Origin of the sequence: Thalassobacter stenotrophicus (assembly GCF_001458315.1) — a bacterium.
Taxonomy (GTDB): Bacteria; Pseudomonadota; Alphaproteobacteria; order Rhodobacterales; family Rhodobacteraceae; genus Thalassobacter; species Thalassobacter stenotrophicus.
Genome location: NZ_CYRX01000008.1, coordinates 99,023 through 124,189, shown reverse-complemented (window position 1 = coordinate 124,189; position 25,167 = coordinate 99,023). Strand labels below are relative to the sequence as shown.

At 60.5% G+C, this 25,167-nt stretch carries 33 protein-coding genes and 1 tRNA gene; 23 read left to right on the top strand and 11 right to left on the bottom strand.

What is annotated here, in order from left to right; translation table 11 throughout:
- Positions 1–115 precede the first annotated feature (115 nt).
- Entirely contained in the window at positions 116–1,324 is a 1,209-nt protein-coding gene (locus tag THS5294_RS01870; protein ID WP_058122404.1) for a CaiB/BaiF CoA transferase family protein, read from the bottom strand.
- Entirely contained in the window at positions 1,308–2,915 is a 1,608-nt protein-coding gene (locus THS5294_RS01865; RefSeq protein ID WP_058122403.1) for a thiamine pyrophosphate-binding protein, read from the bottom strand. The genes THS5294_RS01870 and THS5294_RS01865 overlap by 17 nt, the downstream gene beginning before the upstream one ends.
- Positions 2,916–3,086: 171 nt before the next feature.
- Here THS5294_RS01865 and THS5294_RS01860 point away from each other — a divergent pair.
- Positions 3,087–3,176 (top strand) — tRNA-Ser (locus THS5294_RS01860).
- A 372-nt stretch (positions 3,177–3,548) separates the two neighbouring features.
- On the opposite strand, the gene THS5294_RS01855 is transcribed toward THS5294_RS01860, so the two are convergent.
- From THS5294_RS01855 to THS5294_RS17865, 5 genes are read right to left on the bottom strand one after another with little or no spacing between them, the layout of a single operon-like run.
- Positions 3,549–3,938, bottom strand: a complete 390-nt coding sequence (locus THS5294_RS01855) for a ParB/RepB/Spo0J family partition protein (RefSeq protein WP_058122402.1) — start codon at positions 3,936–3,938, stop codon at positions 3,549–3,551.
- Positions 3,935–5,251, bottom strand: a complete 1,317-nt coding sequence (locus THS5294_RS01850; RefSeq protein WP_058122401.1) for a recombinase family protein — start codon at positions 5,249–5,251, stop codon at positions 3,935–3,937. Before THS5294_RS01850 ends, THS5294_RS01855 begins: the two co-directional genes overlap by 4 nt.
- Complete coding sequence (locus THS5294_RS01845) at positions 5,248–5,700, bottom strand: DUF2924 domain-containing protein (protein WP_058122400.1); 453 nt, start codon at positions 5,698–5,700, stop codon at positions 5,248–5,250. The genes THS5294_RS01850 and THS5294_RS01845 overlap by 4 nt, the downstream gene beginning before the upstream one ends.
- On the bottom strand, positions 5,693–5,947 hold the full coding sequence (locus THS5294_RS01840) for a hypothetical protein (protein ID WP_058122399.1): 255 nt from the start codon (positions 5,945–5,947) through the stop codon (positions 5,693–5,695). Before THS5294_RS01840 ends, THS5294_RS01845 begins: the two co-directional genes overlap by 8 nt.
- Positions 5,944–6,147 carry a hypothetical protein gene (locus THS5294_RS17865; RefSeq protein WP_072936716.1) on the bottom strand — a complete coding sequence of 68 codons (204 nt, stop codon included), beginning with the start codon at positions 6,145–6,147 and terminating at the stop codon, positions 5,944–5,946. The genes THS5294_RS01840 and THS5294_RS17865 overlap by 4 nt, the downstream gene beginning before the upstream one ends.
- Before the next feature lie 136 nt (positions 6,148–6,283).
- Here THS5294_RS17865 and THS5294_RS01835 point away from each other — a divergent pair, with 136 nt between their 5' ends.
- The 22 genes from THS5294_RS01835 (at position 6,284) to THS5294_RS01730 (ending at position 23,612) form a co-directional block, all read left to right on the top strand.
- Complete coding sequence (locus tag THS5294_RS01835) at positions 6,284–7,519, top strand: hypothetical protein (RefSeq protein ID WP_058122398.1); 1,236 nt, start codon at positions 6,284–6,286, stop codon at positions 7,517–7,519.
- Positions 7,485–8,462 carry a winged helix-turn-helix domain-containing protein gene (locus tag THS5294_RS01830; RefSeq protein ID WP_058122397.1) on the top strand — a complete coding sequence of 326 codons (978 nt, stop codon included), beginning with the start codon at positions 7,485–7,487 and terminating at the stop codon, positions 8,460–8,462. Before THS5294_RS01835 ends, THS5294_RS01830 begins: the two co-directional genes overlap by 35 nt.
- Positions 8,463–8,534: 72 nt before the next feature.
- Positions 8,535–9,128: a sigma factor gene (locus THS5294_RS01825; RefSeq protein ID WP_058122396.1), complete on the top strand. Its 594-nt coding sequence runs from the start codon at positions 8,535–8,537 to the stop codon at positions 9,126–9,128.
- Between the two features lie 28 nt (positions 9,129–9,156).
- Entirely contained in the window at positions 9,157–9,495 is a 339-nt protein-coding gene (locus THS5294_RS01820; RefSeq protein WP_058122395.1) for a hypothetical protein, read from the top strand.
- 24 nt (positions 9,496–9,519) lie between these two features.
- Positions 9,520–10,008, top strand: coding sequence for a hypothetical protein (locus THS5294_RS01815; protein ID WP_058122394.1), 489 nt, complete (start codon positions 9,520–9,522; stop codon positions 10,006–10,008).
- Positions 10,005–10,895, top strand: a complete 891-nt coding sequence (locus tag THS5294_RS01810; RefSeq protein WP_058122393.1) for a hypothetical protein — start codon at positions 10,005–10,007, stop codon at positions 10,893–10,895. Before THS5294_RS01815 ends, THS5294_RS01810 begins: the two co-directional genes overlap by 4 nt.
- A complete protein-coding gene (locus tag THS5294_RS01805; protein WP_058122392.1) occupies positions 10,873–11,370 on the top strand; it encodes a hypothetical protein in 498 nt (165 codons plus the stop codon). The genes THS5294_RS01810 and THS5294_RS01805 overlap by 23 nt, the downstream gene beginning before the upstream one ends.
- On the top strand, positions 11,367–12,215 hold the full coding sequence (locus THS5294_RS01800) for an ATP-binding protein (RefSeq protein ID WP_058122391.1): 849 nt from the start codon (positions 11,367–11,369) through the stop codon (positions 12,213–12,215). Before THS5294_RS01805 ends, THS5294_RS01800 begins: the two co-directional genes overlap by 4 nt.
- 4 nt (positions 12,216–12,219) lie before the next feature.
- Positions 12,220–12,948 carry a hypothetical protein gene (locus tag THS5294_RS01795; protein WP_058122390.1) on the top strand — a complete coding sequence of 243 codons (729 nt, stop codon included), beginning with the start codon at positions 12,220–12,222 and terminating at the stop codon, positions 12,946–12,948.
- A complete protein-coding gene (locus tag THS5294_RS01790) occupies positions 12,945–13,178 on the top strand; it encodes a hypothetical protein (protein ID WP_058122389.1) in 234 nt (77 codons plus the stop codon). Before THS5294_RS01795 ends, THS5294_RS01790 begins: the two co-directional genes overlap by 4 nt.
- Before the next feature lie 164 nt (positions 13,179–13,342).
- Positions 13,343–13,543 (top strand): DUF6511 domain-containing protein, encoded by a 201-nt coding sequence (locus THS5294_RS01785; RefSeq protein WP_233486385.1) that lies wholly within the window; start codon positions 13,343–13,345, stop codon positions 13,541–13,543.
- Between the two features lie 10 nt (positions 13,544–13,553).
- Positions 13,554–14,327, top strand: a complete 774-nt coding sequence (locus THS5294_RS01780; RefSeq protein WP_058122388.1) for a hypothetical protein — start codon at positions 13,554–13,556, stop codon at positions 14,325–14,327.
- A complete protein-coding gene (locus THS5294_RS01775) occupies positions 14,324–15,607 on the top strand; it encodes an ATP-dependent DNA helicase (protein ID WP_058122387.1) in 1,284 nt (427 codons plus the stop codon). Before THS5294_RS01780 ends, THS5294_RS01775 begins: the two co-directional genes overlap by 4 nt.
- A gap of 143 nt (positions 15,608–15,750) precedes the next feature.
- Positions 15,751–16,353: a MerR family transcriptional regulator gene (locus tag THS5294_RS18190; RefSeq protein WP_139278647.1), complete on the top strand. Its 603-nt coding sequence runs from the start codon at positions 15,751–15,753 to the stop codon at positions 16,351–16,353.
- On the top strand, positions 16,346–19,276 hold the full coding sequence (locus THS5294_RS01765; protein WP_058122385.1) for a DUF7146 domain-containing protein: 2,931 nt from the start codon (positions 16,346–16,348) through the stop codon (positions 19,274–19,276). Before THS5294_RS18190 ends, THS5294_RS01765 begins: the two co-directional genes overlap by 8 nt.
- A 105-nt stretch (positions 19,277–19,381) precedes the next feature.
- On the top strand, positions 19,382–19,918 hold the full coding sequence (locus THS5294_RS01760; protein ID WP_199484375.1) for a crossover junction endodeoxyribonuclease RuvC: 537 nt from the start codon (positions 19,382–19,384) through the stop codon (positions 19,916–19,918).
- Complete coding sequence (locus THS5294_RS01755; protein WP_425303907.1) at positions 19,918–20,127, top strand: hypothetical protein; 210 nt, start codon at positions 19,918–19,920, stop codon at positions 20,125–20,127. Before THS5294_RS01760 ends, THS5294_RS01755 begins: the two co-directional genes overlap by 1 nt.
- Entirely contained in the window at positions 20,117–20,542 is a 426-nt protein-coding gene (locus THS5294_RS01750; RefSeq protein ID WP_058122384.1) for a DUF6362 family protein, read from the top strand. Before THS5294_RS01755 ends, THS5294_RS01750 begins: the two co-directional genes overlap by 11 nt.
- A gap of 150 nt (positions 20,543–20,692) precedes the next feature.
- Entirely contained in the window at positions 20,693–21,226 is a 534-nt protein-coding gene (locus tag THS5294_RS01745) for a hypothetical protein (RefSeq protein WP_058122383.1), read from the top strand.
- 451 nt (positions 21,227–21,677) lie between these two features.
- A complete protein-coding gene (locus THS5294_RS01740; RefSeq protein ID WP_199484374.1) occupies positions 21,678–23,009 on the top strand; it encodes a site-specific DNA-methyltransferase in 1,332 nt (443 codons plus the stop codon).
- Between the two features lie 88 nt (positions 23,010–23,097).
- The gene (locus THS5294_RS01735) at positions 23,098–23,349 is read left to right on the top strand and encodes a type II toxin-antitoxin system Phd/YefM family antitoxin (RefSeq protein ID WP_058122381.1); all 252 of its coding nucleotides are present in this window, start codon (positions 23,098–23,100) and stop codon (positions 23,347–23,349) included.
- On the top strand, positions 23,346–23,612 hold the full coding sequence (locus tag THS5294_RS01730) for a Txe/YoeB family addiction module toxin (protein WP_058122380.1): 267 nt from the start codon (positions 23,346–23,348) through the stop codon (positions 23,610–23,612). The genes THS5294_RS01735 and THS5294_RS01730 overlap by 4 nt, the downstream gene beginning before the upstream one ends.
- Before the next feature lie 31 nt (positions 23,613–23,643).
- Here THS5294_RS01730 and THS5294_RS18745 read toward each other — a convergent pair whose 3' ends face one another.
- The 4 genes from THS5294_RS18745 to THS5294_RS01710 form a co-directional block, all read right to left on the bottom strand.
- Positions 23,644–24,003, bottom strand: coding sequence for a DUF3489 domain-containing protein (locus THS5294_RS18745; RefSeq protein ID WP_199484378.1), 360 nt, complete (start codon positions 24,001–24,003; stop codon positions 23,644–23,646).
- Positions 24,004–24,005: 2 nt separating this feature from the next.
- On the bottom strand, positions 24,006–24,407 hold the full coding sequence (locus THS5294_RS01720; RefSeq protein ID WP_058122378.1) for a hypothetical protein: 402 nt from the start codon (positions 24,405–24,407) through the stop codon (positions 24,006–24,008).
- A 15-nt stretch (positions 24,408–24,422) separates the two neighbouring features.
- Positions 24,423–24,770 carry a hypothetical protein gene (locus THS5294_RS01715; RefSeq protein ID WP_058122377.1) on the bottom strand — a complete coding sequence of 116 codons (348 nt, stop codon included), beginning with the start codon at positions 24,768–24,770 and terminating at the stop codon, positions 24,423–24,425.
- A gap of 102 nt (positions 24,771–24,872) precedes the next feature.
- Entirely contained in the window at positions 24,873–25,157 is a 285-nt protein-coding gene (locus THS5294_RS01710; protein ID WP_058122376.1) for a hypothetical protein, read from the bottom strand.
- Between the last annotated feature and the right edge of the window lie 10 nt (positions 25,158–25,167).

The following is a 25,167-nucleotide window of genomic DNA, read 5'->3' as shown; positions in this document are numbered from 1 at the left end:
CTCAGTCGCAGGCCCGGGGGCGTTCGTAAATTCACGCCCCTGTGACCACACGCAACTGTGACGCTTCTTGCCTATTTTCGTGATCAAATTAGCGGATTTACGCCAAATCCGGTGGCTATTCGCTGGGCGTGTCCCATGGGTTGTCGGCCTCTAGCCGCGTGGTGTCTGCGCCAAAACGGGGCGGCGCATGGCGGTACGTTACCGGCGTTTGGGAGAGTTTGAGCGGGTTCCCGATCAGGTGGCATACCTCACCGGCAGGGGTTGTCATGTCGATCTGCATCTCACGGGCGGCAACCTGATCGCTGGCAAATACTTGATCCAGCGTTTGTACGGGGCCGACAGGGACCTTGCACGTCTCAAGTGCGGAAATCAGCGTTTGCGTCGGGATTTGCGCAACAGTCGGCTCTAGGAGATCGGCCAAGGCATCGCGGTGTTCGAGCCGCCCGGGATTGGTCGCAAAGCGCGGGTCATTGGCCAGCGCAGGCAGACCTATAGCGTCAGTAAAGCGTTTGAATTGCCCATCATTGCCCACCGCGATGATCACGTGACCATCCGCGGTCGCATAGACGCCGTAGGGCACAATGTTGGGGTGTCGGTTCCCGCGCCGCTGGGGCAATGCGCCAGAGGTCAGGTAATTCACCCCCTCGTTGATCATCCACGCGATCTGCGCATCCACGAGGGCGACCTCAACATGTTGGCCCTGCCCCGTGGCCTCCGCGTGGCGCAACGCGGCCAGCAGGCCAATGGTGGCGTACATCCCGCACATCACATCCGCGATGCCCACACCGACCTTCATCGGCTCCCCCTCAGGCTCACCCGTGATTGACATCAACCCGCCATACCCTTGGGCCATAAGATCATACCCTGGCTTGTCGCGGTTGGGTCCGGTCTGCCCAAATCCCGAAATGGATCCGTAGACTAAACTTGGGTTTTCAGCCGACATCTCGGCGTACCCGAGGCCATATTTGTCGAGGCCACCGGGCTTGAAGTTCTCAATCAAGATATGCGCATCTGCCGCGAGCCTGCGAATATGCGCCTGCCCCTCCGCCGTGGTGATATCCACCGCGATAGAGTGCTTGTTGCGGTTGGTGGACATGAAATAGGCGCTAAGGTCGGTTTGGGCACCCGCAACATCCGCCACGTAATGCGGGCCCCATTGACGGGTGTCATCCCCCCCCGTGCCGGGATTTTCGATTTTCAAAACAGTGGCACCAAGATCCCCAAGCGCTTGGGTACATGTAGGCCCGGCCAGAATACGGCTTAGGTCCAGAACCCGCATGCCGTGGAGCGGCCCATGCGCCGCAGATTTAGAACCGGCCGTCATAGCTTTGCCTTTCGATTTCCGCGGCGATCAGGGTGAAGGTCTGCGTCTGAGCAAGCCCATCGGTGACAGCAGCCATCAAGTCTTCTCGGTTTGAGACGGTCACGCCATTGCCGCCAAACGCCCGCGCGATGGCGGCATAATCGTGATGCCCAAAATCCACCCCAAGGTTTGGCATTTGCCGCGCACGTTGTTTTTTCTCAATCAGGGCAAGGGACCGGTCAACGAAGACCACCATGACAACGGGCAATCCCATTTCAGCCGCAGTCGCAAGTTCACCGGTGACCATCAAAAAGCCCGCGTCCCCCATGAAAGCGATGACATTGGCATCCGGTGCCGCGATCTTGACCCCGAAGGCGAGCGGCATGGCGCAGCCCATCGTGCAAAGCCCCGTCGATTGCAAAAGCTGCCGGGGACCATCGCAGGCCCACGTCTGGCTAAGCAGAATGCGGTGCGCGCCGCTATCGACTGTCGCGATCGTGCCTTTGGGCGCGGCGGTGCGCACAGCATCAATAACCGCGACAGCGCCCCAGTCGTCTGAGCGATCAAAATCCTGCGCAAGCTGGGCGCGCGCGTCGATAATCTGCCCCTTTGACCACGTCTGTGCGGGCGTGGCCGCCATCAGCGCACGCAGCGTGGGCCCTAGATCCCCAACGATATTTACACTGGCTTGGTGCATGTAGTGGTGATTAGGCGCGTGCCCGATATCAACAACCATTTGCCGGATCGGGTTCCATGGGTTTTGCCAACCTGTCCGCATCTCTATCGGGTCATAGCCGAGGCACAGCACGAAGTCCGCTTGCTCAAAGAGCGGCAGCAAGGTCTGATCCGCTAAGGGCGACAACCCTGCTCCGCCAAGGCATAGCGGATGATCCTCGGGTACGATGCCTTTGGCTTTGTAAGTCGTGACCACGGGGACATTGAACCGTTCCACGAACGCCAAGACGTCGGCGCTGATGTCTTCGCGGACGGCATCCAATCCAACCATCAGGATAGGTTTCGAGGCGGATGAAAGCGCCTGTACAATAGGATTTACATCCGCCAGAGCAACCGCTGAGGCCGCAGGCCTATAGCCGCCACGATCCTCGCCAGGGGCATCTGCCACAGAGATGGGCACATCGATGTGCACAGGACCCGCTCGACCTTCGAGTGCGATGCCAAGCGCCTTGTCCGCGATCACATCCGCCGCCTGCGCGCTGAGCGTAAAGGTCGCCTTGGTGATGGGCGCAAACACCGCGCGGTGATCCAACACTTGGTGGGTGTAGATTTCGGCATCATGGGCATCAACACAGCCAGTCAAAACAATCATAGGCACGCGGTCCTGTTCCGCATTTGCCACGACATTCACCCCGTTGACTGCACCGGGCCCCACAGTCGCCACCAAAATTGCAGGCGCCCCGTCCACATGGTGGCCACCCTCAGCCATGAACCCGCCGGCATTTTCGTGCTTGCACAGAATAAAGGTGATCCCTGCCCGCTCAAGCGCGTCGATCAACGTTAAAACCTCACCACCCGGCATCCCAAAGGCACGGCGACACCCCGCTGCATACAGACGTTGCGCCAAGATATCGGCTGCGCGAAGGGGTTGGGTCATGGAGTCTCTCTTTGCTGCTTTGTCAGGGCGTATGGCGGCAAAATTTTCCCGCAAGACAAGGCATGACAAGCGTCTCTGTGTGACACAAGACCCAAGGCATCACATTCTTCGCAATGTTTGTTGTAAAAGGCCCTTGCGCTTGCCCCAGCCTTGGCGCTACACCGCCCGCACGGTGAGGTGGCCGAGTGGTCGAAGGCGCACGCCTGGAAAGTGTGTAGGCGGGAGACCGTCTCCAGGGTTCGAATCCCTGTCTCACCGCCACCCAGCCTTTTGGAACCCTTCTCCAAACGGGCTGTGGCCTAAAAAATCCCGTTATGTTTGAAGGTTATAGCGCCAGCACGGTTCTGGGTAAAACGCTGTCGGGCCCCATCTTCCCCCACAATCCCGCTCTCTCGCCCCTATATTCTCCGGACCTGTTGACCACGCATTTTTCAATACGGTTTCAATAACTTGCTGGAACTGAATCAAAAAAATGTCCCGCTTTTAGGGGTTCAGAGACGAGTCACGCGAACGGTCCCGGCGACTCGCATCTAAATCTTTGATACCACAGCGCCCATTTTGCTCTTGTGGAAATAAAAAAGCCGTTCCAAATCATCGACTTGGAACGGCTTTGTGGCGTAGGTGTGCCGAGTGTTATCTGCCTTCATAACCAAGCGCCGACCGCTGCTCGGCCCAAACGTGCGTCATCGGATCAAGCAGTTCCGTCATACCCACAGATGGTGGGTTTCCGTCGAGTATCGCTTCGATGATATCCGGTGCCAGTAAAGTGAGCCGCATGACGCGCGTCAGATATGATGGCGAGATCTTCTCGAACTCCGCCAATTCGGCGATCGTTCCCATGTCGCCGTCCTCAAGGATTTGGCGCCACCGATAGGCGCGCGCCACAGCCTTGATCAGCGTGTAGTCTGGGCTGCGGTTGTGCGTACCGGGCGGAAGCTGCACCTCTTTCCGCCCGCCGCGCTTGGCCACGCGGAATGGAATGGTGACAGTCACGGTTTCGGGGATAGTGGGTTTCTTGTTCATGCGGCAGCATCCTTGTCTTCAGGGCTTTGCAGCAGTTCTTGGGCCAACTCTGCGAGCCCATCGATACGCATCCGGACGCTTATGGCGTCGGGGCCAATGTCGACTCGCTTAACGGCCAAGGCGATGATACGTGTCTGCTCGGCTGGGAAGAGTTCATCCCACAGCGGATCGAATTGCTGTAGGGCCGTGCGCGCCTCGTCGAGAGTTATGTCGCGACAATGACTTTTCGCGGCGTCCCACGCGCCGGCGATGATTTCTGGTTGGCGAAACACAGCACGGACCTGGTCGATCACGGCGGTCTCGATTTCACCGGCAGTAACCCGGCCAATCGGGCAGGATCCAGCCCCGTGCTTCAGGATCGACTGGCTGACATAGTAGCGATAAAGCTTGCCCCGCTTTCTCGTGTGGGTTGGTGAGAATGCCGCCCCATCGGGGCCGTAGATCAATCCCTTGAGCAGTGCTGGCGTCTCGGCGCGTGTATTCGCTGCCCGCTTATGTGGGCTCTCCTGCAGGATGGTATGGACCTTGTCCCAGATAACGCGGTCAAGGATGGCCTCATGTTCCCCTGGATAGCTTTCGCCCTTGTGAACCGCTTCGCCGATATAGGCGCGGTTGTTCAGCAGCCGATAGAGGTACTTCTTGTCGATCCGATTTCCATTTGGCGTTAAGAGCCCACGCTGATCGATCTGGCGCGCCAGTTCCGTCGCGGAGCCGATTTCCACGAAACGGCTGAAAATCCAACGGATATGCTCAGCCTTCTCCTCATCGACTATGAGCTTGCGATTTTCGACGCGGTAACCGTAGGGCGGCACGCCGCCCATCCAGATGCCCTTCTTGCGGCTGGCGGCAAACTTGTCACGGATGCGTTCCGCGGTCACTTCGCGTTCGAATTGCGCAAAAGACAACAAGATGTTGAGGGTCAACCGCCCCATGGACGTCGTCGTGTTGAACTGCTGGGTAACGGATACAAAGGTGACGCTGGTCCGGTCGAACACCTCAACCAGCTTTGCGAAGTCAGCCAGCGAGCGGCTGAGCCGGTCGATCTTGTAGACCACGACCACGTCAATCAATCCGTCCTCGATGTCTTGCATCAGCGCTTTAAGGCCCGGCCGCTCCAGAGTGCCGCCGGACACACCGCCGTCGTCATATTGGTCACGGAGCACCACCCAGCCTTCAGACCGCTGACTGGCGATGTAGGCCTCACAGGCTTCGCGCTGGGCATGGAGCGAGTTGAATTCCTGCTCGAGCCCTTCCTCGCTGGATTTGCGGGTGTAGATGGCGCAGCGCAGTTTGCGCAGGATTGGTTGGGTCATGTCCGCCCCCGATAGTTCTTCAGGCCAAAGAAGACCCAGCCATTCCAGCGCGTGCCGGTGATGGCGCGGGCGATGGCGGACAGCGATTTGTACGGGCGCCCCTGCCATTCATACCCATCGACCGTCACCGTGACGACATGCTCGACCCCCTGCCATTCGCGGAGCAGCCTTGTGCCCACGATCGGCTTGATATCGGCGCGGATGCGGCTTTTCAGGCGATCTCCGCCATCGAGCTCGTCGCCCAGCTTAGCCAGTCGTTTGAGGGTCTGGGGTTTCAGGCCACCATAGGTCAGTTCCTGAATGCGATAAGCCAGCCGGCTTTCCAGGTAACGCCGGTTGAAGGGCGGTGGCATGGTCCCGAACAACTCGCGCCATTGTTTGCGCAAGGCCGGCGTTGGCGTGGTTTTCAACGCGGCGATGCGCGCAGGAATTGGATCATGCTTATTCATGAGAGTTGCTTTCGATTTTGAGTGGCAAGGCGGAATTGCGCTGTCTCACTGCGCCGGCGTTCATCTCCATCTTTTCGGATGGGTTTTTGCCGGTGGGCACATTGGGCCGAGCGAGGGCGAGCGCCAGCAAACTGCAAATCTCAGCCAGACGCTCCTGGGCAGTCATGTGGTTGGGGTGTAGTGCGTTTGGCCGTTTCAAGGGGTGGCGTAAGGCATCCCTGTGCAACGCCGGGTTCAAAGCGTTCATTTTGCTTCCTTTCTGCTTGGATCTGCATGAACGCTCTGGCGAGCTGAGTTGTGTAGCGAACTTTCTCCATAAATATCAGTATTTTGCAGACGTTCTCTTTGGTGAATGCGGACAAGGCCAAGCGCTAGCAAACTGCAAAGTTCGGCGCGGCGCTCCTGGGCGTTCATGCGGTCGGGTTGTAGGGCGTTGGGGCGTTTCATGGGGTTTCCCGGGTCGTTCTCTCGCCCAGCTTCTACTCACGCCTTTTGGAATCTGTCCCACGCCCAACGCGATGATTGACCTGTTGCGATGAGAACATAAGATGAACATTATTTTCCCCGACAGAAAGGATTCGCCATGGCCGGCAATCTCAAGAAGTTCGTGAATCCACGTTTCCTGAAGACCATTGATCCCATGCTGATGCGCCAGCTCTTCGACCGCCATTTCGTCGGTGGGGCGGCGCCCATCGCCTTTGATGATGCAGAGGCAAACCATCGTGGTCTGCTGGCAGAGTATTTCGACCAACCGGTCAATGACTGGTCCGAGGGGCTCGTGGCTGACCTGCACCGAATTGCGGAACTGGGCACGTCGCATGGGATGGAGACGATCTTGTCGGCAGCGCGGCGCCAGCAAATCACATTGTTCGAGCCCGCCGACCCTGAGCAGACGGCTGACGCCCCTGCCGAACAGGACCCGAAACACGTGGCATTGCACGTCTATCTCCATCACCATGACCTGTTCGAGGTTGCTGCGGACCAATTGGCGCTGAGGGCGCCGACCGCGATGGCGGAGTTTCGGGGGCCGGAACGGGATGTGCCGGCGGATTTCACCGACGATGTCGGCGCAGCGCTTGAAGCCGCGGCAGCGGCGCTCTTCGCCAAGGACCTGCAGGGCGGTTATTGCCGTTTGGCGCCTTATGACGAGGACGACGAATTCAACCTGGTCCTGAGCCATGGCGCCCCGGTCAAGACCACGCCCGTGGTGTCGGGCGATCGGGAAGAGATCATCACGGTCCGCGCGGTCAAATACGCTGCCCTGCGCTATAACGCGACAGAAGGGCGTTTGCTGATTGGTGGCGTGCTGAAATCCCAGCAGGTGGAACTGGCCGAGCTCTTCGCCACACATATCCTGGGGCGCCCGGGCTTTTTCGCCGGTGATCATGCGCGTGATCTCTACACGCTGGATCCCATCTCCGAGGCAGGCCCGGACTTTGCCTTCGAACATCGACATGATGACACGATCCACAGCGTAACGATTGTCGCGGCCGCGGCTGACCTCTTCGAATGGGATGAGGATGCGCAGGCTTCGCGGCATCTACGCAGCTGGGTAACCAAAGACACCAACGGCGCATTGCGCAACTTTACGACCAGCGAGGTGGATTTTCGGCAAGGCTGGCGGCTCGGCGAGATCACGTTCCGTGTTTTTTTCCATGTGGGCAAGAAGAAGCCAGCCCAGTCCACAGTGCGCCTGAAACCACCCGGGACCTTGGCCTTCCGTCGCACGCGGTTTGAGAAATCGATCCATACGCTGATTGCACGCAACGGGTTGGAGAAAGACCATGATTTTGATCTGGTTGTGGAAGCGGCTGAATAAGACGGGCGCGCGCCCCGAGGTCTCTGGCCGACTGCTGCGGCGCTTTCCCGAGGCAGAAATCAACATGCTGCTCAGAACGCGCATCCTTATCGAGGACCGCAAGATCGACAGCTGGGGCACCTGCGCGCATTGCGATTGCGGCCATGATGCGCGGATGATCCAGGAAATCAACGGCAAGCTCGTCGCCTGCTGCCCGCTCGACCCCAGCCAGGATGTATTCCTCGAGCCGGCCGACCTGATACGCTACCGGATCGAAGGAGAGAAGTTGATCGCAGCCATTGCGGCGGCGGGCAAGTTGACGGGAACGCCGGCGGTGATTTCCGCTGGGCTTTGGTCGATGGGCGTGGCGGCGACGGGGCGTACCATCTTTTTGTGTCGCTCGCCCCGTGATGTGTTTGCGCCGGGCATCTCGATGCTCTTGAAATCACTCGCTGGAGGCACGCCGCCTATCGTGGTCTTCGATGAGATTGACCAGGCCAGTGGCATCCGACTGCGCGACATGGAAATCGACGCCCACGAAGTTGTTGAAATCCTTCGCACGGATGGGAACGGCGTTGAAGTGGTGTCGTTTGATGGCTTGCTGCCGCCAAGTGACCGCGTCCGCTTGATCATAGATCGATCCATCCCCTCCGTCATGCTCGATGGAAGGGTTCTGGACATGTCGGTTCAGATGGTTGCCGTTCTTGTTTTGCTCGCTGAGCAGGCATGCCGCAGGGACCCAATCATCAAGAAGCAAATCATTGAGGCTGAAACCGGCCGCCCGCCAAACGAGGTTATTCGGGATTTGCGCAAAGCCCTTGTGGCACCCGGTGCGCCGGCCTCGACGGCCAAGGAGCTGATCGCAACGGTGCATGGCGTCGGTTACCGGTTGGGCCTTGCACCAGAAGCGATTTCCTTTGCCGATGAGGGCGCCACACACAAACGGCACACAATCTACACATAACAAACACACAAACGGAAGGCCGGGGTCGGCGAAATTCGAAGCAAGAGAAATCAAGCTTCGAGGACCCCGACCATGCCCCCCAAATTATCGACCGCCGACGTTGTCACGCTGATCGACGAGGCCAATCGCGCCGCACGTCGCCTGCACCGCAAATTGCGCCTGCCGCCAGCTGACCTCGAGGATCTCTCGCAGGATCTGCTGCTCGATCTCATCTGCCGCTTGCCTGGATTTGACGCGCGCCGCGGCAGCATTGGCGCCTTCGCCAATATCGCCCTGCGCAACCAGTCATCGCGTATCGCGATGCGAATCCAGCGTCAGCGGCGGGCGCAGGACGGGTGGATGTTTTCACTTGATGCGCCGATGGCTGGTAGCCGTGAGCCCCTGAAAAACCTGCTGCTCGAGGAGGATGGCCTGACCAGCTGGTACGGCCAGCGCCCTTTTGACGCCGATATGCAGCATGCACGGCTTGCGACCGAATGCGCGCTGGCCCGTCTGAGCAATGGTGATCGCCAACTCTGCCGCGTTCTGTCCCGGCTCACCGTTTCTGACCTGGTCGCCCAAGGCGCTGTCAAACGCTCAACGCTTTATCGCCGGATCTCCGCTCTTCGTCCCGTCCTCACCGCCTACGGTCTCGGCCCCTGCTGGGACGGTTTTCAGAGCGCGTGAGTAGAAGCAGGTCGAGGAGAGCAAGATCATGACCACAGCAACCATCACCACATTCCGGGCGAAGGCGTCACTGACGGAAATCCAGTTCTGCGCCTGGGTCGCCCAGGCCTTGCCCGGCGACCGACTGGAATACCACCGCGGCTTCTTGGTGCTCGATACCTTCCCAGGGCTTTCCAAGCTTGGGGACAATGAGCGCACGGAACTGGCCCTCTTGGGCAAGCGGGCCTTTTGGACCGAAAGCCAAGGCCTCGTCCATCTCGTCCAAGAGCGCCTTGGACCGGACCTGTTTTCCTATCTCGCCATTGCGCGGCCCAAGACGCGCGGAACCGCTGATGCCGTGACGCAGCTCGCTGCCGTCGCCGCCTGACCCATCCCCCGAAAAGGAACCCCCATGACCTATCCAGAAAACACCCCGAGCGTGGACGACATGCTCAATATGCCCACCGGCGATCTGGCGCAGATGCCGGTCGAATTGCTGGCCGCCCTTCAAGGCGAACTGGATCACGCAAACAAGCAGTTGAAGGCCGCGACTGCGCGGTTCAGCGCCGCCCTCGAGGTGCGCTACGCCACACGTGCTGCCGAGGCCCGTCGGGCTTGCGGCAAGGATACCGGCACGGTGCGCCTTGCTGATGGCGACTACACCGTGGTGGCCGATCTGCCGAAACGCGTCGACTGGAACCAGGAGAAACTTGCGCAGATTGCCCGGAACATTGCTGACAGCGGCGAGGACCCGGCCGAATTCATCGACACCAAGCTGACCGTCTCGGAGCGCAAGTACAATGCGCTGCCGGGTGCCTGGCGTGACGGCTTCGAGCCTGCGCGCACCGTGAAGGTTGGCGCACTGAAGGTCACGCTGGAGCCGGCGGAGGCGCGGAAATGACTGCGCTTGCCCCCATTCCCTTGGCCGGCGAGAACCTCCCAGGTCTCATCGATCGTGCCGCCACAATGTTGGCCAGCGCCAAAACGGCGGCAGAAGTGCTCGAGGCCCGTGAAGCTGCCGGTTTGGCCTATGATGTCGCCAAACGGGCCGCGCGGCTCAAAAACGCAAAAGCCGCCCATGATGATCTCGTGGCTGCGGCTCACCGCGCGCAGGCTGACGCCCTCGAAATTGAAGCGGCTGCCAAGCGGCGCCTCGCCGACGAGTATGATGCTGCGCAGGAGCGTGGTGACGTCGCTAGACACGGCGGTGGTCGGAATTTCAAGGTTGGTGACCCCAACGTTGAAACGCATTCCGATGGCCCAAATCCTGTTGGTGGCGACATCGCGATCGTCACCATGGCCGATCTCGGTCTGCGCCGCGACCAGGTTCACGATGCGCGCCTTATCCGCGACGCCGAAGCCGCCGACCCAGGCATTGTGCGCCGCACCTTGGATCAAAAGCTTGAGCGCGGGGAGGAACCAACCCGATCGGCGGTCCGTCGCGCCGCAGAGGATCGGCTGCAACGTTCTCTCGATAGGTTGCAGCGCATCCAGGAAAGCGTTCAGCGCCTCGAGCGAGATCGCCCGCCGCCACTGACGCCGGAAATGCGGGCGCGCCAGATCGCGGTCTTTGGGACCCAAGAGGATCGCGCGATCTGCGGCCGGATCGAAGAGATCATCGAGCGCATCGATGAACAGCCAAGCCCCGCGGAGTCGGTACGCCGCGTCCCGCCCGCGTCTCGCCATGCCGTCGATACCGCGCCGATCCGGCGCGCGGCGGCCTGGCTCACCGACTTCAGCACCCTTTACGAACAGGAGGTCCAGAATGGGACATATGCGACTGAATGATGTTGTCGCCGAGATTGTCGGCGAAGTGATCGCGGGACGCGCGATCAACAAGCGGCAGGCAGCCGTCAACCGTTGGGACGATATCGATGCAGATGGCCAGTACCTTGCTGGCATCGATGGCGTTGTCACCCGGATCGACACACGGGCCCGCCGTCTGAAACTCCGGGCCGAACAAGCGGTGGCACCAGAACAGACGGAATTGCCGTTTTCACTGCCAGCGGCCGTTGCCATGGATCTTGAAGGCACGACCCTTGTCTCGACACGCCAATTGACGCGCGCAGAATTTGCCCGGGCCATCGAGATCCGCAATCAGCAGATCGCCAACGATAGCGCAGCATTGCGGGAATGGCGTGAAGCAATGCGTCAGGCCGATCAGTTCTGGGCTGAAAACCCGACATGGCGCTTTGGCGACTGTCTTGAGGCGATCTTGACCCGGAACGGGTTGTCCGATCTGCGCGGCGAGGTGCTGGAATGAGCCTTCGCATCCTCTCCGCCGATGAGCGCCTAGCCGAGGCGCAGGGCAAGACCACCGTGGCGCTGTTCGGCCCAAGCGGCTACGGCAAGACGACGCTGCTCAAGACCCTTCCGGCTGCTCAGACTGTTTGCGTTGATCTCGAAGCTGGACTGAAATCTGTTCAGGATTGGCGCGGTGACAGCTTGCCAATCCGTCGCTTTGCCGATGCCGTCGACATTGCCTGCCTGATTGGCGGGGCCAACCCCGCCGCGCAGCCCGATGAGCACTTTTCCGAGGCCCATTATGCGCATCTGCGCGGGCAACACCCGGAGTTGGCGGCACGATTGGATGCCAAAAGCATCGTCTTTGTCGACAGCATCACAGATCTGACCCGTCAGGCGATGGCCTGGGCCAAAACCCGGCCGGAGGCGCTTTCTGATCGCACAGGAAAACCAGATACCCGTGGTGCCTACGGCCTGCTGGCCCGCGAAGTGATCGGGCTCTTGAAGCACCTGCAGCATGCGCCGGGAAAGACGGTGATCTTCGTCGGCATCCTCGAACGGCTGACCGATGAAATGAACCGGACCATCTGGCAGCCGCAGATGGAAGGCGGCAAGGCTGCCCGCGAATTGCCCGGCATCGTCGATCAGGTGATGACACTGAGCCTATTCAGCCGGGACGAGGCGCCCGACGGCGGCGTCACATGGCGCCATGATCCGGACAAAGGCCAGGAGCGCCGCCTTGTCTGCCGCTCCGGCAATCCCTGGGGCCTGCCCGCCAAGGATCGGTCTGGCCGCCTCGACATGACCGAGGCGCCCGATTTGGGCGCGTTGCTCTCCAAAATCAATCAACCCCTGAAAGGATAATTCGATGACCTTTGACATGAACGACGTGGCGCCGCAGCAAGCCGGCGACCTGATCCCTGATGGCACCTTCGCCAAAGTGACCATGTCCATCCGCAAAGGCGGTGTGGACGGCATGAGCGAGGTCGATCGCGGCCTTCTCAAATCCTCGAACCAGCCTGGCAGCGATGTGCGGATGGTGGATGCCGAATTCACGGTGGCCGAGGGGCCATTTGCCCGGCGCAAGTTTTGGCAGAATTTCACTGTCCAGGGCGGAAAGCTCGACGAGCAAGGCCAGTCTGTAGGCTGGAAAATCTCAAAAAGCCAGTTCCGGGCGATGATCGACAGTGCGCTTGGGCTGAACCCGGAAGACATGAGCGAGGCTGCCAAGGCCAAACGTGTGCTGCGCGGTCTCGCCGATCTCGACGGCATCACCTTCGTCGCCAAGATCCAGGTCGAGCCAAACCGCAATCCGGCCTACAAGGATGCCAACAAGCTCGATCATGTGGTCCTGCCCACTGCGCCGGAATGGCAAAAGGTCATGGCAGGGGAACAGGTCCCGGCGCAGCCGTCGAACCGTCCGCGCCCCGCAGCTGCGGCGCCAGTATCCGCAGCGCCGGCTTGGGGGCAATCGCAGCCCGCCGGCAGCGCTTCGACACCTGCTTGGTCGGCCGGGTCAGGTCAATCCAGCGGTCAGCCTGCGGCATCTGCAGAAGCAGCAAAACCTGCTGGTGGCCCCGCCTGGTTGAACCCATGAGCCCGGATGACTGGCAGGCGCATGTCACGACAGAGGCTGCCCTTGCCATGGGGCGCTGGCTGGAAGCGCGGGGGCGGCTTGACCGCCCCATCGCCACCCTCACGCGAAAGGATCTCGAATGCATGGCGTCAAACGCGATCAGCCGCTTCATCGTGCTGGCCTCGGAGCGCAGGACACGAGGACCCGATCCAGAGGAACGCGCAGCACTCGACCTGCTGCTCATGGGGTGAGCCGCGCTGAATTTGCCCGCTGCGTGCCTTGCGCGCTGTGCGGTCGGGAAGCCCGCGGCTTCGGCTACTGCCACCAGCTGCGATGGAAGCGCCACCCGTATCACCGATTTTGTTCGATGGCCTGCCTCACCGTGGGCAGCGCCATCGCCCGGAGGAATTTTGGAATGATTGACAAGACCGACATGGAAATCCGCGCGATCCGCGAGGCGCGGCGCGATCTGGCCGAGGCGCTGACGGAGATGGGGCTGATGAATGCCTTTTTCGACCGGTCGGCCGAGGACATCGATCGGCTGATCGAGGCCTGCGTGGACGGGTTTCAGGGGGCGATGCAGCGCCAGTCTGATGCCGGCGAAATACCGTTTTGAGGAATTGAGAATGCTCGACCTGAACCACCAATCTGGCTTCGTCTACGGGCGCAGGAGTACGGACCCTGTACCGCTCGGGGCAAGGATCAATGCCCATATCGATGCCGCACTTGTGGCTGAACGCGATGCCCAACGTCCCCGCGACTATCTTGGTGCCAGCCGGATCGGCGAACCCTGTGCGCGTCGTCTGGTCTATGAATTCACCAAGACCCCGGTTGATCCTGGCAAGGAATTTGCTGGCCAGACTTTGCGTATCTTCGAAGCCGGCCACGTCTTTGAGGACCTTGCCATCCGCTGGTTGAGAGCGGCCGGCTTTGACCTGCGCACAGAAAAGCGCGGCGGTGGCCAATTTGGCTTCGAGACCGCCGGTGGGCGCATCCGTGGCCATGTCGATGGCGTCATCGTTGGCGGCCCCAACGTTGAAATTTCCTGGCCAGTGCTTTGGGAGCACAAGGCGCTCAAAGCATCAAGCTGGAACGACACTGCCAAGAAAGGCGTGCGGGCCTCGAAACCGGTCTATTTCGCGCAGATGCAGATCTACATGGCCTATATGGGCCTCGATGCCGCGCTGTTCACTGCGCTGAACAAGGACACCTGCGAACTTTACCACGAATATGTGCCGCTTGACGCCGCCGAGGCACAGGCGCTCTCGGATAAGGCAGTCATGGTGCTGCGCGCGGCCGATGCCGGTGATCTGCTGCCGCGGATCGCATCCCATGCCGATTTCTACGTTTGCCGCTTCTGCCCCTTCAGTCTGCACTGCTGGTCGGAGGGTCAGCCATGAGCATCACCGTATCAGAGGCGCAAGCGAAGGCCATTTCCACAATTCGGGACTGGTATCTCAACCGCCGGCATCAGCAGCAGATCCTGCGGGTGTTCGGCTATGCCGGAACTGGAAAAACCACGATTACCAATCTCGCCATTCAGGCGCTTGGTCTCGAGCCCATGACCCCGGGCGGTCTTGGCGGCGTGCTTTTTGCCGCCTTCACAGGCAAGGCCATGCTGGTGATGACGCGCAAAGGCACGCCTGCGCAGACTATTCACAGCCTGATTTATCGTCATTCCGAAGCCTCGCCCGAAGAAATCGAGCGTGTGACCGAGGAACTCGCGGCTCTGGAACGCGACTTGCCGCGCATGGGGCCAGCGGAGCGTGGCTTTGCTCAAGCGCAGATTGCCCAGCTGAAACTTCGGCTCGACCACATCCATGAGCCGCAATTTGTTCTGAATCCGCAATCTGACCTGCGCGATGCCGATCTCTTGGTGCTCGATGAGGTGTCGATGGTGGGCAAGCAGATGGCCGAGGACCTTATGGCCTTCGGCAAGCCCATCCTGGTTCTAGGCGATCCCGGGCAATTGCCGCCTGTCAAGGATGAGGGGTTTTTCGTCAAAGGTGAGCCAGACGTAATGCTGTCGGAAATCCATCGCCAAGCCGCGGACAGTCCGATCCTGCGACTGGCCACGATGGCTCGCTTGGGTCAGCCCATCCCCTTTGGTGCCTTCGACGAGAATGTTTGGAAAATGTCGCGTCATGACGTGACACCTGCGCAGCTCCTGCGCGGAGGTCAGGTGATCTGCAGCAAGAACGCGACGCGCCGCCGTCTCAATATGGCCATGAAGCAGGCCGCCGGATTTGTTGCGGACTACCCCACGGGCGCGGGCGAAAAGATTATCTGCCTGCGCAACCGCCACGATCTGGGGCTCATCAATGGCATGTTCCTGACGCTGAGCGATGTGCGCGCCCATCCGCATAATCCGCGCGCGTTTCGCGCTGAGATCCAGACCGAGGACGGCGATACGATTGCCGGCGAGCAGGATTTCTGGCGCGGAGAATACGATGATCACGTCCTCTTCGACCCAAGCCGTCACCGCCATGAATGGGCGACACGTCGTGGTTTGATCGAAAGTAGCTGGGGCTACGCCATAACCTGTCACAAGGCACAAGGTGACTCCTTCGAAACGGTTGTGGTGTTCGATGAAGGCTTCGGCCGGAGCGCCGAGGAGTACAGCCTTTGGCTCTACACGGCCATCACCCGGGCGAACAGGGGGTTGGTCATACTGTCATGATAAAGAGCCAAAAAACCAAAATATGTGCGGCTATGCAGGTTCATCGGTGGTTCGTTATCGGGCGAGCCGATGATTTGATCTCACGCTCAGGTCGCCATCGGGCCCGGTGGAAGTGTCGCTGCGTCTGCGGAACGCAGAAAGACGTGCTTGAACAGAGCCTTGTGCTGGCGCTCAGCTCTGATCAAGGCGGCAGTCGTAGTTGCGGTTGTCTCGCGCGTGATGTGGCAAGGGTTCATGGTCATGCTCAGGGTGGCCAGCCATCAACCGAATACATGTGTTGGCTTGGAGCAAAAAAGCGCTGCAACAATCCGGCCAATTCATCCTATCAAATCTACGGTGCACGTGGCATTCGAATGTGCCGTCGCTGGAGCGAGAGCTTCCAAGCATTCCTAAAAGATGTGGGTCGCAAACCCAATCCTAGCTGGACCCTGGATCGAATTGATCCCGATCGAGGTTATGAGCCCGGGAATTGCGTTTGGGTTCCGCCAATTGTTCAGGCGCGGAATAAGCGGACAACTCAATGGTACGAGTTCGAAGGGCAACCCGCGTTAATCGGCGATATTGCGCGGTTTCTTGGAGTTTCTCGCCATTATGCGCTCAATCTGGAGAGGCGTGGTTTGTTGCCTGCACGCAGGATGCCCAAGGCTCCCGCGCATAAGCTGATGGGCTGCTCTCTCGTTCTGGACCTTAATCAGACAGAGCCTTTTCTTGCTGAGCGTCAGAATAATGGGGCCAATCATGCTTGACTTGAACGACATCGAACCGTTGGTCAGTCCGCAACCCCGCTACGATCTTGACATGATCGTGCAACGCCTACGCGAAACTGCTGAGACGTGGGTGCCGCGGCTGTTTCCGAAAGGTAAACGTGTCGGTGATGAATGGCGGCTGGCCAATATCCGCGGCGATGCACCGCGCAACACCGGCTCCTGCGTTATCGCCCTGCGCGGTCCGCATGCCGGCGACTGGATTGATTTCGATGGAAACACAGGTGGCGGGCCGATCAATACGATCGAAGAAGGGACAGGTCTGACCGGGCGTGATCTGATCGTTGAGGCGGCGGATACAGCAGGTGTTCTGCCAGGGGCTCCCGCTCGTCAGGCGCCCGTATCCAAACCGGCGCCGAAACGTGATGTTGCGCAGGACATTGCGCACATTATGTCGCGCGCTGTGTCCATTAGGCAAACGCTTGCCGCGCAGTACCTGCAAGGGCGTGGTTTGGCGTTGCCGACGGACAGCGACCTCCTGTTCCATGATGATTTGACCCATTGGGAAACCAAGACCGGTTTTGCCGCCATGCTAGGCCAAGTGCGCGATCGCAGCGGCCAGGTCATCGGACTGCATCGCACCTACCTCGTTTCTGATGGGAACGAGGTGCGCAAAGCCCCAATTGCAAAGCCCAAGATGATGCTGGGCCGCATTGCCGGGGGCGCGGTCAGACTGGCCGCGATCGGCAAAGACGGGCGTGTCGCACTCTGTGAAGGCATAGAAACCGGTCTGGCGGTGATGACCGCGTGCCCGGATCTGCCGGTCTGGGCGACGCTTTCCACCTCAGGACTTGAGCAGGTGGAATTGCCCCCGGCGGCACAGCGCATCTTGATCCTCGCCGATCATGATGCATCCGGCGCCGGTCTGCGGGCCGCCGAGGCAAGTGCTCGCCGCCTACGCGCTCAGGGCCGCGACGTCGCCATCGCAATCCCGCCTGAGGAGGGCGAGGACTTCAACGACATGTTGCTAAGAGCCGGTTCAGCACCCGTCGCTCAGCTCATCGCGGCCACCGAACAGGAAGTCGATGCCGACGCCGTGCTGCAAATTGGCCAGCACCGGCCGCTGAATTACCAAGGCAGCGGCAATGATATCCCCGTCCTGCGCGCTGATGAGGGCGATCTCGGCCGCGCCGTGGCGCAGGTCTGGAGCGTGGTCATGGCCTCGAACCGCACGCCTTGGGTCTTCCGTTTTGCCGGGCAGCCGACCTGGGTCGTACCGGATGATGAAGGCCGACCCGTCGCCACGATCCTGAATGAAGAACGCCTGCGGCATATGTTGGCACGTCTCGCCCGCTGGGTCCGCGAAAACGCCAAGGGGGAATTGCTGCCCGCGCCGCCGCCGGTCGCCACAGTCAAATCCGTGCTCGCCACGCCCGATCCCGCACTGCCGGTGCTCACAGGCATCGTGAACACGCCCGTCTTAGGCCGCAGCGGCACTCTGATCACGGCGCCGGGCTATCATCCGGACGCACGTCTGCTCTATGTCCCGGCACCGGGCTTCACCGTGCCAGATATCCCGAAGCGCCCCACAGAAGCGGAGATAGCTGCGGCGCGCGAGCTGATCTGTGAGGACCTCTTCGGCGACTTCCCCTTTACCAGTGAGGCGGAACGCGCGCATGTGGTGGCACTCCTGCTTCTTGGGTTCTTGCGCGGCATGGTCGACGGGCCTACGCCGCTGCACCTGATCGAAAAGCCCACGCCCGGCACGGGCGCCACGCTCATGGTTGACGCCGTGGCCACCATCCTGACCGGCACCGGTGCCAGCGTCATGACCGAGGGCCGCGACGACGAGGAATGGCGCAAGCGTGTCACAGCCAAGCTGCGCCAGATCCCCTCAATCATCCTGATCGACAACCTGCGGGCCAAGCTCGACAGTTCTGCCGTTGCAGCCGCACTGACCGCTCCCTTCTGGGAGGACCGCGTGCTTGGGGCCTCGGAAATGACCCGGTTGCCGATCCGTTGTCTGTGGATCGCCACGGGCAACAACCCCGAGTTTTCAAACGAGATGGCCCGTCGCCTCGTGCGCATCCGACTCGATGCCAATGTTGAGCGTCCCTGGCAGCGCGCAGGTTTCCGCCATCCTGACCTCATGGTCTGGATCCGCGCCAACCGTGCGCGCATCGTGGCCGCGTGCCTGACGCTCTGCCAAGCTTGGATCGCTGCTGGCAAGCCGCGCGGCAGCAAGACCATCGGGTCCTATGAGAACTGGGCGCAGGTCATTGGTGGCGTACTGGAAACCGCAGGCATCCCGGGTTTCCTGACGAACCTTGAAGACATGATGGCGGCTTCCGACAGCGAGGGCGCGGGTTGGAGCGCGTTCATCGCAGCATGGTGGGATCGGTTTGGGACAGCGCCGGTCGGGGCAGTGGACCTGTTCGATGTTGCCACGTTCTGCGACCCAGCGCCGCCCATGAGCGGCGGGACGGAGCGTGCGCAGAAAACGGCCTTTGGAATTTCGATTTCGCGCATGCGGGATCGGGTGTTCCGGTTGGAAACACGCGCAGTTCGCGTGCGCAAAGCAGGTGTGTTGCACAAGACAACACGGTGGCAACTCGAGATCTGTGAGGCTAACGCCGCTGTGAAAATGCCCAATCAACCTGTGGTTGGGGGACCTCTGGCCTCAGGTGGGGACCTCGAAAACGGAGGTCCCCACGGCCAAGATATTGAAAAGAATGAGAAATGGGGACCTTGGGGACCTGGGGGACCTATTTCGGCCCCTTCGCACACGCGCATGCGCGCGCACGCGCACGATAGAGATGACCCGGGAAAAGGTCCCCAAGGTCCCCCAGGTCCCCAAATCGATGTAAAAACAGAGGCTTACACGTGGGGACCTCGGTGGGGACCTCAAAATGTAGGTCCCCAAAGGCCCCCACGCCCCGATTGGCTGAAGGATCTCGACCCATGAGGCCACCAGCTTTCCAATTCAATCTGACGACGGCGGCCCGCACCGCCAAGCACATGACCACCGTCGTCTTCCACCCGAGCAGCCCACCCGAAAAGGAGACCACACATGGCTGACCTGACTCTCGCCAGCGCCGATTTCGGCGCAACCCCGAAAATGCCGATGCCGGCAGAACCCTCACGCACGATCCTTGCCCTTGATCTCGGCACGACAACCGGTTGGGCCATCCGTGGCTTCGATGGCCTCATCACCAGCGGCACCGTCAGTTTCAAGCCCGGCCGCTACGACGGTGGCGGTATGCGCTACCTACGCTTCACGAACTGGCTGACCGAGATCGATCGCCTGTCTGGTCCAATCGAGGCAATCTACTTCGAAGAGGTCCGTCGTCACGCAGGCACCGACGCGGCTCACGTGTTTGGAGGCCTGCTGGCGGTTTTGACTAGCTGGGGTGAATTGCGCGGTGTGCCGTACCAGGGTGTGCCGGTGGGCACCATCAAACGTCACGCCACGGGCCACGGCAATGCGCCCAAACAGGCCATGATCGCGGCGGCACAATCTCGTGGCTATAGTCCCGTGGATGACAACGAGGCGGACGCCATCGCCATATTGCATTGGGCGCTCGAAACACAGGGAGGGCTGGCCTGATGGGTATGCGCTTCACTCCGAAGGGTTACGGCGGCAATCGCCGTGACCCTGACCAGGTCAAGCGCGATGGCTGGCATGAGCAGCACATGCTTGCGGTCTCGCTCGACGATCATCGGCTCACCTGGCCCGAACGTGAACTGGTTCGCCAGCTGGGCGAAAAACTTTATGGCAAGCTGCCAGCCGTAAAGGAGGTACGTCATGGCCGATGAATGGACACGGGCAATGGTAGCCGACCGGCTAGACCTCGCTGCGGATGTGATGCGGTCCATGCCGCCGGTCCGCCCACAGGGTTACGTCAGCGCTTGGCCGGAATACGTTTCCACCTTCGCCGATCAAGTCGAGCAGGAGCCGCGGATGAAAAAGCCGCTGCCATCGCCGCGGATGATCACGCAGGCCGATGAGGCGATGCTCTGGTTGCGGTGGGTGGACAAGGATATCGGCCAGATCCTCTGGGCGCGCGCCAACCGCGACGCCTGGAAGAAAATCAGCTGGCACCATGGCATCAGCCGATCAGCTGCTAACAGACGGCACGAGTACGGGCTGGCCGTGATCGTCTGGAAGCTCAACGGCAGAACCGTGCCGCGCAAGCGGTCGATGGAGTTTGTGATTGAGCAGACAGTGTGAACGTCGGGGCGGTTGCGTCACGGCCGCCCTGTCAACCCCTTTCGTTCCTGCGGGACACTTTTCAGCGGGACATCGGAAAGCGAGACAGAAAAATTTTCCAGGGCTATAAAAACGATATACTCGGTGTCGTGTGCGTGGAAGGCAGGGTCCGTGAATGTCATCATCCGCGATCTCGATCAGACCCGCATTCACTTCGAAGCCGCGGTCGCCCGACTGAGTGAACAGGCGGCGACACGGGCCTTCAATCGTGCGCTGAATAGCGAGGGCAACAAGGTCCGCACCCAGGTGCGCCGTGCCCTTCGTCAACAAACAGGTGCAAAGGCCGCGCTCATCAACCGTGAGACACGTTCGATCCGATCGACGTTCTCTAACCTGACATACACGATCGAGGCCCGCGGCGATTATCTGGGCCTGTCGCATTTCAGCCCACGACAGTTTGCCTACGGTGTGCGAGCCAAGCCCTGGGGCCGCTGGCAGCGGTTTGACAGTGCCTTCCTCGTGGGCTCGCTTGCCAACAACGCCTTCGTTCGAGAGGGGAGTGCCCGGCTGCCGATACGGAAAATGTTTGGTCCAGCCATCCCGAAAGAGATGGTGCAGGACGCGACACGCGACGCATTTGAGGCGGCGCAACCCGATGTGCTGGCCGAGGCCACACGTCAAATTGAGCAGCTTTTGGACGTGTGACGGCCGAGCGGGACAAAAAAGGTGAGTCTTTCCAATGGCAACAAGAAAAGATAACAGCGGGACATTTATTTGTTGGACCGCGAGTCTTGGCTGCGATAAAACACCTGCAACGGGCCAAACAGCACGCTGACAGGCCACTACACAGACGGACGGGGGACCCCTTGGGTCCCTTCTGAGAGAAAGTTCGATGCGGGGCCGCCGCCTCGCGATATTTGAGCGTTTTTTCTCGTTTCAAAAATCCATTTCGCTTCGTTTCAAAGAGGGTCCGCCTCAATGAAATCAGGGGTTTAGGCCTCGAATTGGCGAAACGTACCCCCCTGAAATCCACTTCGTTTCGCGCTTGTTGAGCCCCGTTCACACGCGCCGAACCCCAATAAAACATGGCCGTTTCGCTTTCCGCGAACCGAAATGACCCCCTGCGGTTGGTTTCGTCTCAGTGGGGCGTTGGCCCATGCCCGACAGGATCCCGATGACAGTCCAATCCAAAATCACCCCGCAGGCCTGGCCCGCGGCACAGGTCGAGATGTGGCAGGTGGCCGACTTGGTCCCCTACGCAAAAAACGCGCGCCAACATCCACCGGAACAGATCGACCAGATCGCGGCCTCGATGGAGCGGTTCGGTTTCACCATCCCAATGCTGGTGGCGGAAGACGGCACGATCATTGCGGGCCACGGCCGGCTGATGGCCGCCGCCCAGCTGGGCTTGGCCGAGGTCCCAGTGATGGTCGCGCGCGGCTGGGCGGAAGAAGACCGGCGGCTCTACACGCTGGCCGACAATCGTCTCGCGGAAATCGCCGAGTGGGACCCGGAGATGCTGCGCATCGAGATTGGGGAGTTGCGCGAGGATTTCGGGATCGAGGATATGTCGCTGATTGGCTTCAGCGCCGAAGACCTCGCCGAGATCCTGCCTGACGCGCTAATCGACACCACAGGCGGCCTCACGGACCCCGATGACGTGCCAGAGGTGCCCGAAGCGCCTGTCACGCGGCCTGGTGATCTCTGGGTGCTGGGCAAGCACCGGCTGCTCTGTGGCGACAGTACGGTTGCCACCGACGTGCAGAAGGTCCTGGGCGATGTGAAAGCCGACCTCTGCTTTTGCGATCCGCCATACAATGTGGACTACGCAGGCGGCGTTGGCGCCGAAAAGGCCGGCAAGGGGCGGCGGATCAAGAACGATGCCTTGGGCGATGGCTTTGGGCAGTTTCTCTATGATGCTTGTGTGCTGATCAACGCGCACACCGACGGCGCCGTTTACATCTGCATGTCATCGAGCGAATTGCAGACGCTGCAGGCGGCGTTCAAATCCGCCGGCGGGCACTGGTCGACCTTCATCATCTGGGCGAAGGACCGCTTCACGCTGGGCCGCGCGGACTACCAGCGGCAATACGAGCCGATACTCTACGGCTGGCCCGAGGGCGTGAAACGCCACTGGTGCGGCGATCGCGACCAGGGCGATGTCTGGAACATTGAGCGGCCGCACAAGAATGATCTGCATCCGACGATGAAGCCGGTGTCCCTCGTGGAACGCGCGATCCGGAATTCAAGCCGCAAGGGTGATCTGGTGTTCGATCCCTTTGGTGGCAGTGGCACCACGCTGATCGCAGCGGAAAAGACCGGGCGCCACGCGTCCCTGATCGAGCTTGATCCGAAATACGTCGATGTCATTGTCCGTCGCTGGCAGGAGTTCACGGGCGAGACCGCGGTGCTGGAAAGCAGCGGACAGAGTTTTGACGCGCTGAACTCCGGCGAGACCGGGCCGGTTGATGCTGAAATGCACGGCTGAGGACCTACCACCGCGCCGAACCGAAACCTGGCCCCTTGAAATCGTACAATATATCGTACATATATTGAGCGTTTTCGGGAGAGCCACTATGAACGTCATGACCTATTCGGATGCGCGTGCACAGCTCAAGTCTGTGATGGATCGCGCGATCAACGACAAAGAAGAAGTCATCGTAACGCGGAAGAAGGGCGAGGCCGTCGTCGTCGTGTCTCTGGAAGCCTGGAGCGCGATTAACGAAACGCTTCATTTGTTGTCGAACCCACGCAATGCTTCCCGTTTGCGGTCCGCCATCAGCCAGCTTGATGGTGAGGGTGGGGAAGCGCGTGAGTTGCTGGAGTGAAGCTGGTTTTTTCTGACGAAGCTTGGGAAGATTATCTGTATTGGGCTGATAACAATCCCAAGGTCCGTGATAGGATCAATGAACTTATCAAGCAATGCCAACGCACGCCCTTCAAGGGCGTAGGCAAACCTGAACCTTTGCGGGGAGACCTCTCGGGTTGGTGGTCGCGCAGGATTTCGCATGAAGATAGGATGGTCTACCGCGTCAGCGGCTCAGGAGATCACCAAAGCTTGGAAATCGCTCAGCTGCGCTTCCATTATTGATCGGGCATCGCAGAGCGGCGGTGGGCTGGGCTTACGTTAACCGATAGACCCGCCCACGCTGACCTTCCTTCTCGGAGGTTATGGTCAGCCCCAGCTTTTTCTTGAGCACGCCTGACATGGCGCCTCGACAGGTATGTGAAAGCCAGCCGGTCGCCTCGATCAGCTCTTCGATGCTTGCGCCTTCCGGGCGCGACAGCATGTCGATCATGATCTGCTGTTTGGTGACCCTCTGGGGCTTGGGGGCCGAGGCGTCTTGATCCTCGGGTGTTTGGGGGTTCGTGGTATTTGCGGCCTTGGCCATGGTGCTCTCCGGCAATTCGGCGCGGCAGCGTGCAACGCCTTCTACTGCCGAAAGCCCGCCACGCGGGCGGGCTGAACGGGTCCGGCTCAAGTTCAGTGCTGCTCTTCCATTGCAGCGGTGACCGCAAAATGCTGAACCCAGCCCGTAAGGTAAGGCAGCCCTGCGGGGATTCCGTCGGTGCGCTCTGTCGCGCGGGTGATGCGCCAGTCCTGCCATTTGGCAATGGCGGCGGTGATGGCGGCTTCGCAATCCGGCGCACCACACTGCAGCGCGCCAACCACCTCGTCCGCGAAATGCCGCCCCGAGCGGCTATCGAGGAAGTCGCGAATGCCGATCATCTCCTCCTCGGAGGTGGCGTTGATGGCTTGGGCAATGAGACGGCTGGCCAAGATCCAGACGTCGCTCGTGCGCCTGTCCCGCTCCGGGCAGGTCGTCAGGGTTCCGAAGAACCCGTAATCGGTGTTGCGGCTGGGAAGAATTGCGGGGTTGGTCATCGGTTAATCCTTGGTTCAGGCCGCTTTTGCGGCTTCCAGCTTGGCGATGTGCTGCCGCAGTGTTGTGGCCTCTTCGCGTGCAGCATCGGCCCAGAAAACCGCGTGGGCATTGCAGGCTGTGGCAAGGCGCTCAGCATCCTCGCGGGTGAAGCGGTTGACCTTGTGCGCGCTGCCATGGCCGCTGCAGGTGGCACGATGCTTCTTGCCCTCGGGCGTCAAGGTGAAGGTCAGCGGCCCGAAATCGTCGATGACGATCCAGTTGTGCAAGGCGATCGTGGCGCAGCCAGTTGGGGCAAGCAGGCGGTCAATCTCATCTGCGCGGGTGCGAAAGTCGGTGATCAGGGTGGCGGCGGGGTTGGTCATTGCGGGCTCCGTGGGCTGAGTTACGTCTCGTTCTGTGAGGTCAGAGTCGCTCCACTTCGCCTGAAAGTGTAGCAAAATCAGTGTTCTATTATTGCTAATTGATCATTCGGCGTGGTCCGTAAAATCGACCCAGCCGCTGTATTGCCAGATGTAGAGATGCGAGAGCTCGCATGTCGGACGGGGCAGGATCCGGGGCGCGCGGGGTGGATCAAAACAGTCCAATTTGTCGGCACGAACCTGTCGGATTTCCCGGGCAGCGAGGATGTCCTCAGGCGTCCAAGCCGCCAACGCGGGCAGCATGTGCGCGGGGTAGCCGTCAAAGTGGCAGTAAACATGGGCCCATTCGTCTGGCCCGGTCTCGATCGCGATCTGTGCGCGGGTGCTCATCGGTGTTTTC

Coding starts and splice junctions, on each gene's coding strand:
- THS5294_RS01870 (WP_058122404.1), bottom strand. CDS start 1,324: ATGACGGCCGGTTCTAAATCTGCGGCGCATGGGCCGCTCCACGGCATG.
- THS5294_RS01865 (WP_058122403.1), bottom strand. CDS start 2,915: ATGACCCAACCCCTTCGCGCAGCCGATATCTTGGCGCAACGTCTGTAT.
- THS5294_RS01855 (WP_058122402.1), bottom strand. CDS start 3,938: ATGAACAAGAAACCCACTATCCCCGAAACCGTGACTGTCACCATTCCA.
- THS5294_RS01850 (WP_058122401.1), bottom strand. CDS start 5,251: ATGACCCAACCAATCCTGCGCAAACTGCGCTGCGCCATCTACACCCGC.
- THS5294_RS01845 (WP_058122400.1), bottom strand. CDS start 5,700: ATGAATAAGCATGATCCAATTCCTGCGCGCATCGCCGCGTTGAAAACC.
- THS5294_RS01840 (WP_058122399.1), bottom strand. CDS start 5,947: ATGAACGCTTTGAACCCGGCGTTGCACAGGGATGCCTTACGCCACCCC.
- THS5294_RS17865 (WP_072936716.1), bottom strand. CDS start 6,147: ATGAAACGCCCCAACGCCCTACAACCCGACCGCATGAACGCCCAGGAG.
- THS5294_RS01835 (WP_058122398.1), top strand. CDS start 6,284: ATGGCCGGCAATCTCAAGAAGTTCGTGAATCCACGTTTCCTGAAGACC.
- THS5294_RS01830 (WP_058122397.1), top strand. CDS start 7,485: ATGATTTTGATCTGGTTGTGGAAGCGGCTGAATAAGACGGGCGCGCGC.
- THS5294_RS01825 (WP_058122396.1), top strand. CDS start 8,535: ATGCCCCCCAAATTATCGACCGCCGACGTTGTCACGCTGATCGACGAG.
- THS5294_RS01820 (WP_058122395.1), top strand. CDS start 9,157: ATGACCACAGCAACCATCACCACATTCCGGGCGAAGGCGTCACTGACG.
- THS5294_RS01815 (WP_058122394.1), top strand. CDS start 9,520: ATGACCTATCCAGAAAACACCCCGAGCGTGGACGACATGCTCAATATG.
- THS5294_RS01810 (WP_058122393.1), top strand. CDS start 10,005: ATGACTGCGCTTGCCCCCATTCCCTTGGCCGGCGAGAACCTCCCAGGT.
- THS5294_RS01805 (WP_058122392.1), top strand. CDS start 10,873: ATGGGACATATGCGACTGAATGATGTTGTCGCCGAGATTGTCGGCGAA.
- THS5294_RS01800 (WP_058122391.1), top strand. CDS start 11,367: ATGAGCCTTCGCATCCTCTCCGCCGATGAGCGCCTAGCCGAGGCGCAG.
- THS5294_RS01795 (WP_058122390.1), top strand. CDS start 12,220: ATGACCTTTGACATGAACGACGTGGCGCCGCAGCAAGCCGGCGACCTG.
- THS5294_RS01790 (WP_058122389.1), top strand. CDS start 12,945: ATGAGCCCGGATGACTGGCAGGCGCATGTCACGACAGAGGCTGCCCTT.
- THS5294_RS01785 (WP_233486385.1), top strand. CDS start 13,343: ATGATTGACAAGACCGACATGGAAATCCGCGCGATCCGCGAGGCGCGG.
- THS5294_RS01780 (WP_058122388.1), top strand. CDS start 13,554: ATGCTCGACCTGAACCACCAATCTGGCTTCGTCTACGGGCGCAGGAGT.
- THS5294_RS01775 (WP_058122387.1), top strand. CDS start 14,324: ATGAGCATCACCGTATCAGAGGCGCAAGCGAAGGCCATTTCCACAATT.
- THS5294_RS01765 (WP_058122385.1), top strand. CDS start 16,346: ATGCTTGACTTGAACGACATCGAACCGTTGGTCAGTCCGCAACCCCGC.
- THS5294_RS01760 (WP_199484375.1), top strand. CDS start 19,382: ATGGCTGACCTGACTCTCGCCAGCGCCGATTTCGGCGCAACCCCGAAA.
- THS5294_RS01755 (WP_425303907.1), top strand. CDS start 19,918: ATGGGTATGCGCTTCACTCCGAAGGGTTACGGCGGCAATCGCCGTGAC.
- THS5294_RS01750 (WP_058122384.1), top strand. CDS start 20,117: ATGGCCGATGAATGGACACGGGCAATGGTAGCCGACCGGCTAGACCTC.
- THS5294_RS01740 (WP_199484374.1), top strand. CDS start 21,678: ATGCCCGACAGGATCCCGATGACAGTCCAATCCAAAATCACCCCGCAG.
- THS5294_RS01735 (WP_058122381.1), top strand. CDS start 23,098: ATGAACGTCATGACCTATTCGGATGCGCGTGCACAGCTCAAGTCTGTG.
- THS5294_RS01720 (WP_058122378.1), bottom strand. CDS start 24,407: ATGACCAACCCCGCAATTCTTCCCAGCCGCAACACCGATTACGGGTTC.
- THS5294_RS01715 (WP_058122377.1), bottom strand. CDS start 24,770: ATGACCAACCCCGCCGCCACCCTGATCACCGACTTTCGCACCCGCGCA.
- THS5294_RS01710 (WP_058122376.1), bottom strand. CDS start 25,157: ATGAGCACCCGCGCACAGATCGCGATCGAGACCGGGCCAGACGAATGG.